Origin of the sequence: Arthrobacter ramosus (assembly GCF_039535095.1) — a bacterium.
In the GTDB taxonomy this organism is placed as follows: domain Bacteria; phylum Actinomycetota; class Actinomycetes; order Actinomycetales; family Micrococcaceae; genus Arthrobacter; species Arthrobacter ramosus.
Map to the genome: position 1 here is coordinate 1,938,346 of NZ_BAAAWN010000001.1, position 13,712 is coordinate 1,952,057.

At 63.0% G+C, this 13,712-nt stretch carries 9 protein-coding genes; 6 read left to right on the top strand and 3 right to left on the bottom strand.

The window, feature by feature from the left end; translation table 11 throughout:
• Positions 1-157 precede the first annotated feature (157 nt).
• Complete coding sequence (locus tag ABD742_RS08985; protein WP_234749524.1) at positions 158-1,192, top strand: TerC family protein; 1,035 nt, start codon at positions 158-160, stop codon at positions 1,190-1,192.
• A gap of 46 nt (positions 1,193-1,238) precedes the next feature.
• On the opposite strand, the gene ABD742_RS08990 is transcribed toward ABD742_RS08985, so the two are convergent.
• Genes ABD742_RS08990 through ABD742_RS09000 form a run of 3 tightly spaced genes read right to left on the bottom strand, consistent with a single transcriptional unit; the run spans position 1,239 to position 5,645 of the window.
• The gene (locus ABD742_RS08990) at positions 1,239-2,585 is read right to left on the bottom strand and encodes an alpha/beta fold hydrolase (protein WP_234749517.1); all 1,347 of its coding nucleotides are present in this window, start codon (positions 2,583-2,585) and stop codon (positions 1,239-1,241) included.
• Positions 2,578-3,078, bottom strand: coding sequence for a GNAT family N-acetyltransferase (locus ABD742_RS08995; RefSeq protein WP_234749514.1), 501 nt, complete (start codon positions 3,076-3,078; stop codon positions 2,578-2,580). The genes ABD742_RS08990 and ABD742_RS08995 overlap by 8 nt, the downstream gene beginning before the upstream one ends.
• A gap of 20 nt (positions 3,079-3,098) precedes the next feature.
• Entirely contained in the window at positions 3,099-5,645 is a 2,547-nt protein-coding gene (locus ABD742_RS09000; RefSeq protein ID WP_234749512.1) for a DEAD/DEAH box helicase, read from the bottom strand.
• A 57-nt stretch (positions 5,646-5,702) separates the two neighbouring features.
• Between ABD742_RS09000 and ABD742_RS09005 the strand changes: the two genes are divergently transcribed.
• The 5 genes from ABD742_RS09005 to uvrA all read left to right on the top strand — a co-directional run bounded on the left by ABD742_RS09005 (position 5,703) and on the right by uvrA (position 13,601).
• A complete protein-coding gene (locus ABD742_RS09005; RefSeq protein WP_234749509.1) occupies positions 5,703-6,482 on the top strand; it encodes a trans-aconitate 2-methyltransferase in 780 nt (259 codons plus the stop codon).
• A gap of 136 nt (positions 6,483-6,618) precedes the next feature.
• Positions 6,619-8,361 carry an ABC transporter ATP-binding protein gene (locus ABD742_RS09010; RefSeq protein WP_234749506.1) on the top strand — a complete coding sequence of 581 codons (1,743 nt, stop codon included), beginning with the start codon at positions 6,619-6,621 and terminating at the stop codon, positions 8,359-8,361.
• Positions 8,358-10,244 (top strand): ABC transporter ATP-binding protein, encoded by a 1,887-nt coding sequence (locus tag ABD742_RS09015; RefSeq protein WP_234749503.1) that lies wholly within the window; start codon positions 8,358-8,360, stop codon positions 10,242-10,244. The genes ABD742_RS09010 and ABD742_RS09015 overlap by 4 nt, the downstream gene beginning before the upstream one ends.
• Entirely contained in the window at positions 10,231-10,608 is a 378-nt protein-coding gene (locus ABD742_RS09020; RefSeq protein ID WP_234749501.1) for a GntR family transcriptional regulator, read from the top strand. Before ABD742_RS09015 ends, ABD742_RS09020 begins: the two co-directional genes overlap by 14 nt.
• A 65-nt stretch (positions 10,609-10,673) precedes the next feature.
• Complete coding sequence (uvrA, locus tag ABD742_RS09025; RefSeq protein ID WP_234749488.1) at positions 10,674-13,601, top strand: excinuclease ABC subunit UvrA; 2,928 nt, start codon at positions 10,674-10,676, stop codon at positions 13,599-13,601.
• Positions 13,602-13,712: the final 111 nt, after the last annotated feature.

A 13,712-nucleotide genomic window follows, 5' to 3' on the forward strand; every position in this document is an offset into this window, starting at 1 on the left:
GAGTATCCCAAGCGCTAGGTCCGTCAACACGCAAGGCACAGATGCCTCGCCGGGGCTAGTGGATCGCCGTTTGAGCGCTATTTGCCTTTGGGCATGGAGACGCAGGCAGGTCGGAGAGACTTACGCCTTTTTGGCGTACCTGCGAAAGGCATTTTAAATGCAACTTCCCGCCTGGTTTGAGATCGGCTCTTTCGTCGTTCTCGGAATCATCCTCCTTGTCGACCTTTTCCTGGTGGTCAAGCGTCCGCACGAACCCTCCATGAAGGAAGCAGGCCTCTGGGTCGCCTTCTACGTGACCCTGGCCTTGGTGTTCGCCGGAGCGATGTTCGCTTTTGCCGGCCCGGAGTATGGCAGCCAGTTCATCGCCGGATGGGTGACTGAATACAGCCTGAGTATCGACAACCTCTTTGTCTTCATCATCATCATGGCGCGGTTCTCGGTGCCCCGTAAGTACCAGCAGGAAGTACTCATGGTGGGCATCATCATTGCCCTGGTCCTCCGCGGCATCTTCATTGCCCTCGGCGCGGTGGTGATTGAGCAGTTCAGCTGGGTCTTTTACATCTTCGGCGCTTTCCTCCTATGGACCGCGTGGAAGCAGGCCACGGACAACGGCGAAGACGAAGAAGAGACTTCCGAGAATCCCCTCATTGCCCGCATCCGCAAAGTTGTCCCGATGTCGGAGAAGTTCGACGGCGGCAAGCTGCGGACCACGGTCGACGGCAAGAAGCTGTTCACGCCCATGCTGATCGTTTTCGTGACCATCGGCATGACGGACCTCTTGTTCGCCGTGGATTCGATTCCGGCTATCTTCGGACTGACGCAGAGCGCATTCATCGTCTTCACTGCCAACATCTTCGCCCTCATGGGCCTGCGCCAGCTGTACTTCCTGCTTGGCGGCCTTATGACCCGGCTGATCTACCTCAAGCACGCATTATCGGTCATCCTCGCGTTCATCGGCGTCAAGCTGGTCCTGCACGCCATGCACGTCAACGAACTGCCCTTCATCAACGGCGGCCACCATATTGAATGGGCTCCCGAGATCCCGACCTATGTCTCCCTGGCGGTCATCATCGGCACCATCGTGGTGGCGGTTGTCGCGAGCCTCCTGACCCCGGCCGCCAGCAAGTCCAAACTGGACGCCCGGCTCGAGGAAGATTCCCGCAAGAGCATGAACAAGGTTAGCGGCCACTGACAGCTGCAGAGAGTTTCGGAGCCCCGGTCATTGCTATGGCCGGGGCTCAGTTCGTGCCGCGGGCCATTCCCAGGAGCCGGTTGAAGATTCCTTCCCCGTCTTCGCCGATGCCGTCGTGATGAAAGTCCCCTGTGGTCCAGGCCTGCAGTCCGCGGACGGCCGCTGCGGTTTCCATGGATAGCTGGTAGTCCACGTAGATGTCGTCGCGGTACACAGCAGCCGCGACGGGGACAGTGTTCGCGTTCAGCCGGGACACATCGTAGAGCGGTTTCCAGTCTTGCTTGCCGGCCAACAGCGCAGCTACTTCCTGCAGGGGTACGAGCGCCGGATCCTGTTCGAAATACCAGGGGTAGACCATCTCGCCGGTTAAGAGCGGCTCTGCGGCGTCGGGCTGGAACTCGGGGAATTCCGCGCGCACCCGCCACGCCGCCCAGTCGGTGGCCTGCCCCTGGCCGTAGATGGACTCGTGCAAGACCGCGTACAGGGGATTCGATGCCCGGGAAACGAGCCCGTGGACCTGTTCCAGAAACGCATCGGAGAGGCGCTCTCCATCCTGGGAGGGCACGAAGGCATCCTCCAGGAGGGTGTGGAGGGCATCCACACGGGCGTTACCGCCCAGGAACGATCCGACCATTTGGAAGCGTTCCGTGGTGAGCCGCTCCCCGCTGGGCAGCCGCTCCTCCGTGGATTCCAGATGCCGCGCGATCCGGGTGACCAGCTTGCGGTCCTCCGGATACCACGCGAAGTACTCCGCGTTCCGTTCCGCGACCCGCTGGAAAGTGGCCCGGTAGACGCGCTCGGCCGGACCTTCCAACGGCGCCAGCCCTCCCGTGATGAGGACTTCGCTCAAACCTTCCGGCGCGAAGGACAGGTATGTCAGCGCGCAGAAACCGCCGAAGCTCTGGCCAAGGACGGTCCACGGCTCCGAGCCCAAGGTCTTCCGGATGAGTTCGGCGTCGGCCACGATCGAGTCCGCCCGGAAATGCGTGAGGTAGTCCGCCTGCGCCGAGGCATCGCCTCGGAGCGGCAAGGTATTGCGGTCCGCCGGGGTGGACAGGCCCGTGCCCCGTTGATCCAGCATCAGGATGCGGAAACTCCTTGCGGCAGCCTTCATCCAGCCGGACAGTGACGTGGTCCGGGTTCCGCGTCCGCCGGGCCCGCCCTGGAGGTAGAGCAACCACGGCAGCCGGGCCGCATCCTCCTCCGAGTGCTCGGTGGAGACGAACTCCCGGACGAAGACGGTGATCGTTTCCGCGGTGCCGGGAGCCTCCACACCCTCGGACGCCCAATGGTCGAGGGGGACCGAGAAGAAGTGCTCGGTAGTGCGGACACCCCGGAATTGGTGATGTCCCCGGATGGTGTGGGCCACGCCCTCAGCCACCCGCTCAGCCACGAGCCATGACCTTGTCAGCGCTGCCGAAGGCACCCAGGGCTTCGCCGGCCAGCCGGAACGTGGACCAGCCGTCCATGGGCACGGCACCGAGGCTGCGGTAGAAGTTGATGGACGGTTCGTTCCAGTCCAGGACGCTCCATTCCACCCGTGCGTAGCCGCTTTCGACGGCGGTGGCGGCCAGGTGTTGCAGGAGCGCCTTCCCGTGACCCTCGCCCCGGGCATCGGGCGTGACGTAGAGGTCCTCGAGATAGATCCCGTGGACGCCTTCCCACGTGGAGTAGTTCAGGAACCACAAGGCGAATCCCTGGACGTCCCCGGCCGCGTTTTCCGCCATGTGCGCGTATACCCGCGGATTCTCGCCGAACAGGGCATTGCTCAGCATTTCCGGCGTGTTCTTCACGGCGTCGGGCTCTTTTTCGTAGACCGCAAGCTCATGGATCATCTGCAGGATCGCGGGAACGTCGGACACTGTGGCAGGGCGGATAACACTCATGATTCGAGCTTACTAGGCGCCTAGAGGCGGTTGACCGAGGTCACCTTGACCACGGCGGTGCCGCTCTCGTCGGAGGCTGCCAGGTCCACTTCGGCGGAAACGCCCCAGTCATGGTTGCGGGCCGGATCATCGAAAATCTGCCGCACCCGCCAGATGCCGGGTTCCTCCGTGATCATGAGGAGTCCCGGGCCCCGGGCGTCGGGGCCGGTTCCGATGTCTTCGTGTTCGTCGAAGTAGTCGTCCAGAGCGTCTTCCCAGCGCTCCGTATCCCAGCCGCTGCCGGCGTCGAACTCGCCCAAGGCGGCCGCGTCCTCGTCCGCGAACAACTCAACACGCCGGAACATTTCGTTGCGGACCATGACCCTGAAGGCGCGGATGTTGGACGTGAGCGACGGCGGTGGGGGAGGCGGAGCGTCGTGCGGCGTCGGGGCCACCCCGGAGGTGAGCTCTTCCCACTCATCGAGGAGGCTGGAGTCGACTTGGCGGACCAGTTCACCCAGCCAGGCGATGAGGTCCTCGAGGTCTTCGCGGAGCGAGTCCTGAGGGACCGTCTGACGCAAGGCCTTGAAGCCATCGGCCAAATACCGCAGGACGATCCCCTCGGAGCGGGCCAGCCCGTAGAACTGGACGAACTCGCCGAAATTCATGGCGCGCTCATACATGTCCCGGACCACCGACTTGGGAGCCAGCTCAAAGTCGCCCACCCAGGGAGCGGCCTTGCGGTACACCTCGAACGCTTCGCCCAGGATCTCCGCCAGGGGCTGCGGGTAGCTGACCTCTTCAAGCATCGCCATGCGCTGGTCGTAATCAATGCCGTCGGCCTTCATCGCCGCGACGGCCTCGCCGCGTGCCTTCTTCTGCTGCGCAGAGAGGATCTGCCGGGGCTTCTCCAGGGTCGCTTCGATCACGGACACTACATCCAAGGCGTACGACGGCGACTCCGGATCCAGGAGCTCGAGCGCGGCAAGGGCAAACGGTGAAAGCGGCTGGTTCAGGGCGAAGTTGGCTTGCAGGTGAACGGTCAGCCGGACGGAACGGCCTTCTTTCTCCTGCTCGGCCTCGGGAATGCGTTCAACCACTCCGGCTGCCAACAGCTCGCGGTAGATACTCAGGGCCTTCTTCATGAGCTGCAGTTGCGCGGGCCGTGCCTCGTGGTTTTCGGTGAGCAGACGGCGGGCAGCGGCAAACGGGTCGCCGGGGCGCTCCATCAAGTTGAGCAGCATTGCATGCGTCACGGTGAAACTCGAGGTCAACGGGTCCGGCACGGACTCCACCAAACGGGTAAAGGTGGGCTGCCCCCACGAGACGAAGCCTTCCGGCGGCTTCTTGCGCACGACTTGCCGCAGTTTCTTCTGGTCGTCGCCGAACTTCGCGGTGGCCTTAGCCATCGCCTTCGCGTTCTCCACCACGTGTTCAGGAGCCTGCACCACAACTGTTCCGGCAGTGTCATAGCCCGCGCGGCCCGCGCGGCCCGCGATCTGGTGGAATTCCCGGGAGTTCAGCAGGCGGGTGCGGACGCCGTCGTACTTGCTGAGCGCCGTCAGGAGGACTGTACGGATGGGAACGTTGATCCCGACGCCCAGCGTGTCGGTGCCGCAGATGACCTTCAAGAGTCCTGCTTGTGCCAATTGCTCCACGAGGCGGCGATACTTGGGCAGCATGCCCGCGTGATGGACGCCGATGCCGTGGCGGACCAGCCGGTTCAGGGTCTTGCCGAAGCCGGCGGCAAACCGGAAACCGGCAATCAGCTCGGCAATCTTGTCCTTCTCATCGCGCGTGCACATGTTGACGCTCATGAGGTTCTGGGCCCGTTCGATGGCCTCGACCTGGCTGAAATGCACCACGTACACGGGAACCTGCTTGGTGCTCAGCAGTTCCTCGAGGGTTTCGTGGACCGGCGTTTCCTGGAAGTAGTAGTGCAGCGGGATGGGCCGTTCGGCCGAACTGACGGTGGTGGTGGACCGTCCGGTGAGTTCGCTCAGGCCGGTCTCGAAGTGGCTGACGTCTCCCAGGGTGGCAGACATGAGCAGGAACTGGGCCTGGGGGAGTTCCAGGAGCGGCACCTGCCACGCCCAACCGCGCTGGGGATCGGAGTAGAAGTGGAATTCGTCCATGATGACCGTGCCAAGCTCGGCTTCCTTGCCTTCTCGCAGGGCGATATTGGCGAGGATTTCGGCGGTGCAGCAAATGATCGGGGCATCCTGGTTGACCCCGGAATCACCGGTGATCATGCCAACATTTTCGGCTCCGAAGATGTCGCAGAGGGCGAAGAACTTCTCGGAGACCAAGGCCTTGATGGGGGCGGTGTAGTAGCTGCGCAAGCCGCGGGACATCGCCTCGAAGTGTGCGGCGATCGCCACAAGGGACTTTCCGGAACCGGTGGGGGTTGCCAGGATGACGTTGGAGCCGGACGCGAGTTCCATGATGGCCTCGTCCTGGGCAGGGTAGAGCTGAAGCCCGCGGCTCTCCGTCCATTCGACGAAGCGTGTGTAGATTTCATCCGGGTCAACGCGTCCGCCGCCCGATCCGGCGTTGGATGTTACCGGGAGCTGCTCAAGAAGTTTCATTGCCTTCCAGCTTAGTGTGGGTGGAGCAGACCACGGAGACCGACGATGGAGGATGCAGTGAAGTGGGATCCAGCCAAGTACGTCGAGTTCGGCAATCACCGCGACCGGCCGTTCTTTGACCTGACCTCGAGGATTCTGGCGGAGGACCCTCGGCGCGTCGTGGATCTGGGCTGCGGTCCGGGGAACTTGACGGCGACCCTCGCGACGCGATGGCCCGGTGCCGCCGTCGTCGGGCTCGACTCCTCAGCCGAAATGCTGGCCAAAGCCCAACTCCTCGCTGCCGCGCAACCGGGTCTTTCGTTCGTCCACACGGACATTGCCGGGTGGACACCGGAAGCGGACACCGACGTCGTGGTCAGCAACGCAGCGCTGCAATGGGTTCCGGGCCACTTGACGATGCTCGCCGCGTGGCTCGAAGCGCTGAAACCGGGCGCATGGTTTGCGCTCCAGGTCCCCGGAAACTTCGTTGCGCCTTCCCACGTGCTCATGCGCGAGCTGGCCGGTACGGCGGAATGGTCCGGAAGGCTGTCCGGTGTGCTCCGCCATGACGACGCTGTCGGGGAACCGGCCGACTACCTGCGGATCATGCTCGACGCCGGATGCGACGCCGACGCGTGGGAAACCACCTACCAGCAACTTCTGCCGGGAGCCGATCCTGTGCTGGAGTGGGTGCGGGGGACCGGCCTGCGTCCCGTGCTCGCCGCGCTCCCCGAAGACGAAGCGCGCGCCTTCGAAAACCAATACGCAGCCGCGCTCCGCGAGGCCTATCCACGGGACCGGCACGGGACCGTTTTTGCCTTCCGTCGGATTTTTGCGGTGGGACAAAAGCGGGGCTGAGCGGGCCCAAGTCCACAGGACCCCGGAAGTGCCGCCATTACAAGGTTTCGCACTGTGATCTGAACTACAATGGCAACGCGATCGCGGGGCGGCATTGTGGAATCCGCTGCTCCGGAGGCCAACGATTGGAGGCAGTGTGCTGGCATCCTTGTTGTTGCAGCGCCTCGCCCCCTTCAAGGCACACGTGCTGGCCATCGTTCTCCTGCAGCTTGTCCAGACCGGCGCCACACTCCTCCTGCCCACCTTCAACGCCAAGATCGTCGACGACGGCCTTGTCGCCGGGAACAGCGAAGTGATCCTGCGTCTGGGCGCCTGGATGCTGGTTCTCACGGTCATCCAGGTGCTTGCCGCGGTGCTGGCCGGCTACCTAGGAGCGATTGTCGCCATGAAGATCGGCCGAGGGCTGCGGCAGGAACTCTTCGACAAGATTCATTCCCTGCCGGACCAGGACGTCGCAGCCTTCGGACCGGCCAGCCTCGTGGTCAGGACCACCAATGACGTCCTGCAACTGCAGAACATCACGGTCCTCGTTTTCAGCATGCTCGTGGCAGCGCCCGTCATGGGCATCGGCGGCGTGATCCTGGCAGTCGAACAGGACGTGGCCTTGTCCTGGATCGTTTTCGCCATCGTTCCCGTGCTGCTGGTCATCATGCTGCTGATTGTCCGCAAGCTCGTCCCGCTGTACCGCGAAGGCCAAGGCTTGGTGGACCGGATCAACGGCGTGCTCCGCGAGCAGATCCTGGGGACCGCGATCATCCGGGCCTTTGTCCGCCAGCCGTTTGAGATGAAACGGTTCGAGGCCGCCAACGACGCACTGACAAAGAACAACCTCCGTTCTGCCCGGATCGTCGCGGCCATGCTTCCGCTCGTCATGACCGTGGTCAACCTCTCTTCCGCGGGCGTGGTCTGGCTCGGCGGCCACCGCATCATCGCCGGAGACATGCAGCTGGGTGCGCTTACTGCATTCATCGCCTACATCATGCAGATCCTCCTCGCGATCATGATGGCAATGTACGTGTTAAGCACGGCGCCCCGGGCGGCTGTCAGCGCTGAACGCGTCACCGAAGTGCTCAATACGGACTCTGAAAAGGTCCTGCCTGGAAACACTGCCGGCGAAATGGTGGCCCGTCCTTCGGCGGAAGGCCTGCGCTTCGACAATGTCGTTTTCGCTTACCCGGGAGCCGAAACCCCCGTTGTGGAAAGCATCACCTTCCACGCGGCTCCGGGAACCACGACGGCGGTCATCGGCTCCACGGGAAGCGGCAAGTCGACCATCGTGAGCCTTGTGCCGAGACTGCTTGAGGCGAGCGGCGGAACCATCTCGCTCAATGGCCGGGACATCGCCACCGTTCCCCTCGGCGCCTTGCGCAACCAGCTCGGCGTCGTGCCCCAGGAGACCTGGCTGTTCCGCGGAACCATCGCCGAGAACCTGCGGATTTCACTGCCGTCCGCGACAGATTCGCAATTGTGGCATGCCCTTGAGACGGCCCAGGCCGCGGATTTCGTGAACGAGTTGCCGCAAGGACTGGAAACCACGTTGTCCCAAGGGGGCGCCGGTCTCTCGGGCGGTCAGCGACAGCGCTTATGCATAGCCCGTGCAATCCTGCGCCCTGCATCTGTCTACCTCTTTGACGACAGCTTCTCGGCGCTGGACACAGTGACGGAAGCAAAGCTCCGCGCCGCGCTTGAACCGGAACTCCGCGGGGCAACCGTCATCATCGTCGCCCAGCGCGTCAACTCCGTGGTGTCGGCGGACCAGATCCTGCTCATCGATGACGGCCGCCTGGTGGCAAAAGGAACTCATGACGAACTTCTTGAGTCCTCGGCGACCTACCGGGAAATCGTGGCGTCCCAGCTGGAAACGGAAGAAGCCGCATGAGCAGCGAAGACGGGCACCTCGCCGTCACAGCGAAACCATCGCGGTCGCTCCTCCGCCTGGTGGGCTTGATGAAGCCCGCCCGGGGCATCATGACCGCGGCGATCCTGTGCATCTGCGGCTTTGTCACGCTCAATGTCGCCGCCCCCAAAATACTTGGCGACGCCACCGACGTCATCGCGGCCGCCGTATTTGGCGCGCAATTCGACGCCGGGCGCTTTGTCTTCCTGCTGCTCGTGGCCGCAGGCATGTATTGCGTCACCTCGCTGCTCAGCTGGGCGCAGGGCCGCCTCAACGCCCTCGCCGTGCAGCGGCTCGCATACGACCTCCGGGAAGCCGTGGAAGCGAAACTGCACCGGCTTCCGCTGGCCTACTACGACGGCCGCACCCGGGGCGACGTCCTGAGCCGGGCCACGAACGATCTCGACAACGTGTCGCAGACGCTCAACCAGCTCCTGTCCCAGCTCCTGACCTCAACGCTGATGGTCATCGGCTCCCTCGCGATGATGCTGCTGCTTTCGCCGCTCCTCGCCGTCGTGTCCCTACTGGCTGTTCCCCTATCGGCCTTGGCGTCGATAGTCGTGACCCGACGCTCGCAGAAATACTTCGTCGGGCAGTGGGAAGCCACAGGGGACGTGAACTCCCTCGTGGAGGAGACAGCTACCGGTCATGAGACCATCAAGCTTTTCAACGCCCAGTCGTCGATGGCGGTCCGCTTCGCTGACCACAACGACGGCCTGTACGCCGCCAGTTCCAAGGCACAGTTCGCTTCAGGGTTGCTTGTACCCCTCATGGCTTTCGTGTCGAACGCCAGCTACGTGGGGGTTGCGATTGTTGGTGCACTCCAGTTCCTCGCCGGGGCGATGAGTATCGGCGGCATCCAAGCGTTCATCCAATTCAACCGGCTCTTCAGCCAGCCGCTGGGCCAGATCGGCGGAATGGCCCAGGTCTTGCAGTCCTGCGCAGTTTCCGCCAGCAGGGTCTTCGAGCTGTTGGACGCCGCCGAATTAACAGGAGAGCCGTCGGAACAGGGCTCTGGCGCGCGCGCCGACGGTTCAAGCTTTGATGCCCCTGCGGGGAGAGTTGCCTTCGAACGCATCTCCTTCAGCTACCGGCCGGATGCCCCCCTGATCGAGGACCTGTCCTTCCACGTGGAACCGGGACAGACAGTGGCCATTGTCGGGCACACCGGAGCGGGGAAGACCACCCTGATCAGCCTCCTCATGCGTTTCCATGAACTCGGCTCCGGAAGGATCACGATCGACGGCGTGGACATCGCCGGCATGGGACGTGACGCACTCCGCCGGAATTTCGGCGTCGTCCTCCAGGATCCGTGGATTTTCACGGGCACCATCCGGGAGAACATCGAGTATGGACTTCCGGGCGCCAGCGAGGCAGACATCGTGGCCGCAGCCGAGGCGAGCCATGTTGACCACTTCGTCCGCTCGCTGCCCAACGGATACTCAACCATGCTCAGCAACGGAGGCGAACCCCTCAGCCAGGGCCAGAGGCAATTGCTGAGCATCGCACGCGCACGGCTCTCGGGCCGCCCCATTCTGATCCTGGACGAGGCGACAAGTTCGGTGGACACCCGCACGGAAGTCCTCATCCGCCAAGCAATGCACAGGCTGCGGAGCAACAAGACGTCATTCGTCATTGCACACCGCTTGTCCACTATCCGCGACGCTGATCTAATTCTCGTCATGGACCACGGACGGATCGTTGAACACGGCACCCATCATTCGCTGTTGCAGCTTGGCGGGCACTATGCGCGGTTGCACGAAGCACAGTTTGCCGCCGGAGGTGGCGAACTCGCTGCGATGCCGGTGAAGTCAGCGAAGCACCGCGCCGAGCAAGGGGAGAGGGAAGCAAATGAGCCCGCTTGAGTTTCCGGGTTCGTGGCGTCCCAATCAGTCCAGCACCGTCGCCCTGTACGAACAGCTTCGGCTCCGCATCATCGAGTTGGCCGACGGCGGCACGCTGGCTGTCGGTAGCAAACTTCCCGCGGTGCGCACCTTGGCCGAAAAGTTGGATGTCGCCCCCCACACGGTGGCCCGGGCCTACAAGGAACTCGAAGCTGCCGGGGTAGTGGCCACCCGCGGCCGCAATGGAACGGTCGTGTGCGCCCGGGATGACCGCTGGAGCGCATTGGCAGCTGTGGCTGCGAGCTACTCGGCGGCGGCCAAAGCGCAGGGTGCCAGTTTCGCGGAGGCTGTGCAGCTTCTTGCAGCGGCCTACGACGCCGATTGATACCCGTCGGTAGGCTGCGGGAAGCCACATGGAAATTCGAAGAAGTTTTCGATTAGCATTAGTGGGTGCCTAAAGCCGTAGCTGAAGTCCCCGCCGTCGAATCCTTCGCAAGCGTTTCCGCTAATCAACCTGCCACGCCCGTAAGACATGACCTGTCCCGGCTCGTGGTCAAGGGAGCGCGTGAACACAACCTGCGCAACGTCGATCTCGACCTTCCCCGTGACGCCATGATCGTTTTCACGGGCTTGTCAGGATCAGGTAAGTCGTCCTTGGCCTTCGACACCATCTTCGCCGAGGGCCAGCGCCGGTACGTGGAATCATTGTCGGCCTACGCCCGCCAGTTCCTGGGCCAAGTGGACAAACCGGACGTGGATTTCATCGAGGGCCTTTCCCCGGCGGTCTCGATCGACCAGAAGTCGACGAGCAAGAACCCTCGTTCCACCGTGGGCACCATCACCGAGATCTACGACTACATGCGCCTTCTCTGGGCACGTGTCGGCCGGCCGCATTGCCCGGTGTGCCACGAACCGATCACGCGCCAGACGCCGCAGCAGATCGTTGACCAGTTGCTGGAACTCGAATCCGGCACGCGCTTCCAGATTCTTGCCCCGGTGGTCCGCGGACGCAAGGGCGAATTCGTCGAGCTCTTCAAAGAGCTCACCGCCAAGGGATACTCACGCGCCCGGGTGGACGGAGATCTCGTCCAGCTGAGCGATCCGCCCAAGCTCGGCAAGCAATTCAAGCACTCCATTGAAGTGGTCGTGGACCGGCTGGTGGTCAAGGAAGGGATCAGCCAACGGCTGACCGACTCGATCGAAACCGCGCTCGGACTTGCGGAAGGCCGCGTACTGGTCGAGTTCGTGGATCTCGACGCTGAAGACCCCGCACGGATCCGGGCCTTCTCCGAAAACCTTGCGTGCCCCAATGAGCACCCGCTGGCCATCGACGAAATCGAGCCTCGCTCCTTCTCGTTCAACAACCCCTTCGGCGCATGTGCGGCCTGCAGCGGTATCGGCACCAAGCTCGAAGTCGATGAAGAATTGGTCGTCCCCAACCCGGAACTTTCCCTGAACCAGGGGGCCATCGCGCCTTGGTCGCTGGGTACTGCCACCACGGAGTACTGGAACCGGCTCCTGGATGGCCTTGCCTTGGAGCTCGACTTCTCCATGGACACCGCTTGGGAGAAGCTGCCGCAGGAAGTGCGGCAGACCGTGCTGTACGGCAAGGACCACAAGGTCGTCGTCCAGTACCGCAACAGGTTCGGCCGGGAGCGCAAGTACAGCACCGGCTTCGAAGGCGCCATCCAGTACGTCCACCGCAAGCACGGCGAAACGGACTCCGACTGGGCACGCGACCGCTACGAAGAGTACATGCGCCAGGTTCCTTGCCCCGCATGCAACGGTGCCCGGCTTAACCCGGCGTCGCTTTCCGTGTTGATCAACGGCAAGTCCATCGCTGAGGTGGCGGCCCTTCCGATGCGTGACTGCGCCGATTTCCTCGGCAGCCTTACGCTCACCGACCGCGAGGCCCAGATCGCCCACCAGGTTCTCAAGGAGATCCAGGCGCGCCTGACGTTCCTGCTCGATGTGGGGCTCGAATACCTGAATCTCGAGCGGCCGTCCGGGACCTTGTCCGGCGGTGAAGCCCAGCGCATCCGGCTTGCCACGCAGATCGGCTCCGGCTTGGTCGGTGTCCTGTATGTCCTGGACGAACCGTCCATCGGGCTGCACCAAAAGGACAACCGCCGCCTCATCGAAACGCTCACCCGGTTGCGCGACCTCGGCAACACGCTGATTGTCGTCGAACACGACGAAGACACCATTCAGGAGGCCGACTGGGTAGTGGACATCGGACCTGGCGCCGGCGAGCACGGTGGCCAGGTGGTTCATTCCGGTTCCTATAAGGAACTCCTGGAAAACACGAACTCGCTGACCGGCGACTACTTGTCCGGGCGACGCAAGATCGACATCCCGGCCAAGCGGCGCAAGTATGACAAGAAGCGCGAGCTCAAGGTCATTGGCGCACGCGAAAACAACCTGAATAACGTTGACGCCACCTTCCCGCTGGGCCTCTTCACAGCTGTCACGGGCGTCAGTGGTTCAGGAAAGTCCACCCTGGTGAACGAGATCCTTTACAAGGTTCTCGCCAACAAGCTCAACGGTGCAAAGCAGGTCGCCGGGCGGCATCGTTCCGTGGCAGGCCTTGAGCACCTCGACAAGGTGGTCCACGTGGACCAGAGCCCTATCGGGCGGACCCCGCGTTCCAACCCCGCCACCTACACCGGCGTCTTCGACAACATCCGGAAGCTTTTCGCGGAAACCACTGAAGCCAAGGTCCGCGGATACCAGCCTGGCCGCTTTTCCTTCAACGTCAAGGGCGGCCGCTGTGAGGCGTGCTCCGGCGACGGAACCCTGAAGATCGAGATGAACTTCCTGCCGGACGTCTATGTTCCGTGCGAGGTGTGCCATGGCGCCCGGTACAACCGGGAGACCCTGGAGGTCCATTACAAGGGCAAGACCATCGCAGACGTCCTCAACATGCCCATCGAGGAAGGTGCCGAGTTCTTTGCCGCTTTCACCCCCATCGCCCGGCATTTGAACACCCTCGTCGACGTCGGTCTCGGCTATGTCCGGCTCGGGCAGCCCGCCACCACGCTTTCCGGTGGCGAGGCGCAGCGCGTGAAGCTGGCCTCGGAACTGCAGAAGCGTTCGAATGGCCGGAGCGTCTATGTCTTGGACGAGCCCACCACGGGGCTCCATTTCGAGGACATCCGTAAGTTGCTCATGGTGCTGCAGGGTTTGGTGGACAAGGGCAACACGGTCATCACCATTGAACACAACCTTGACGTCATCAAGTCCGCCGACTGGATTGTGGATCTTGGCCCCAATGGCGGTTCAGGCGGCGGGCGCATCGTTGCAACGGGTACGCCCGAACAGGTTGCCAAGTCCACGGAAAGCCATACCGCTACCTTCCTGGCGGAGATTCTCGGCTAGTCCTGTGTGAACGGCCGGGGAATATTTCGGTGGCGGTCCAAGTATTCCCTGGCCGGCATGTGAGTTTCAGGCATGCCTCAACTCGTGAGAAACTAACCCGGTGACTCAAAC

Excerpts from the sequence above, each read along its gene's own strand:
- ABD742_RS08985 (WP_234749524.1), top strand. The coding sequence starts at position 158 with ATGCAACTTCCCGCCTGGTTTGAGATCGGCTCTTTCGTCGTTCTCGGA.
- ABD742_RS08995 (WP_234749514.1), bottom strand. The coding sequence starts at position 3,078 with ATGAGTGTTATCCGCCCTGCCACAGTGTCCGACGTTCCCGCGATCCTG.
- ABD742_RS09000 (WP_234749512.1), bottom strand. The coding sequence starts at position 5,645 with ATGAAACTTCTTGAGCAGCTCCCGGTAACATCCAACGCCGGATCGGGC.
- ABD742_RS09015 (WP_234749503.1), top strand. The coding sequence starts at position 8,358 with ATGAGCAGCGAAGACGGGCACCTCGCCGTCACAGCGAAACCATCGCGG.
- ABD742_RS09020 (WP_234749501.1), top strand. The coding sequence starts at position 10,231 with ATGAGCCCGCTTGAGTTTCCGGGTTCGTGGCGTCCCAATCAGTCCAGC.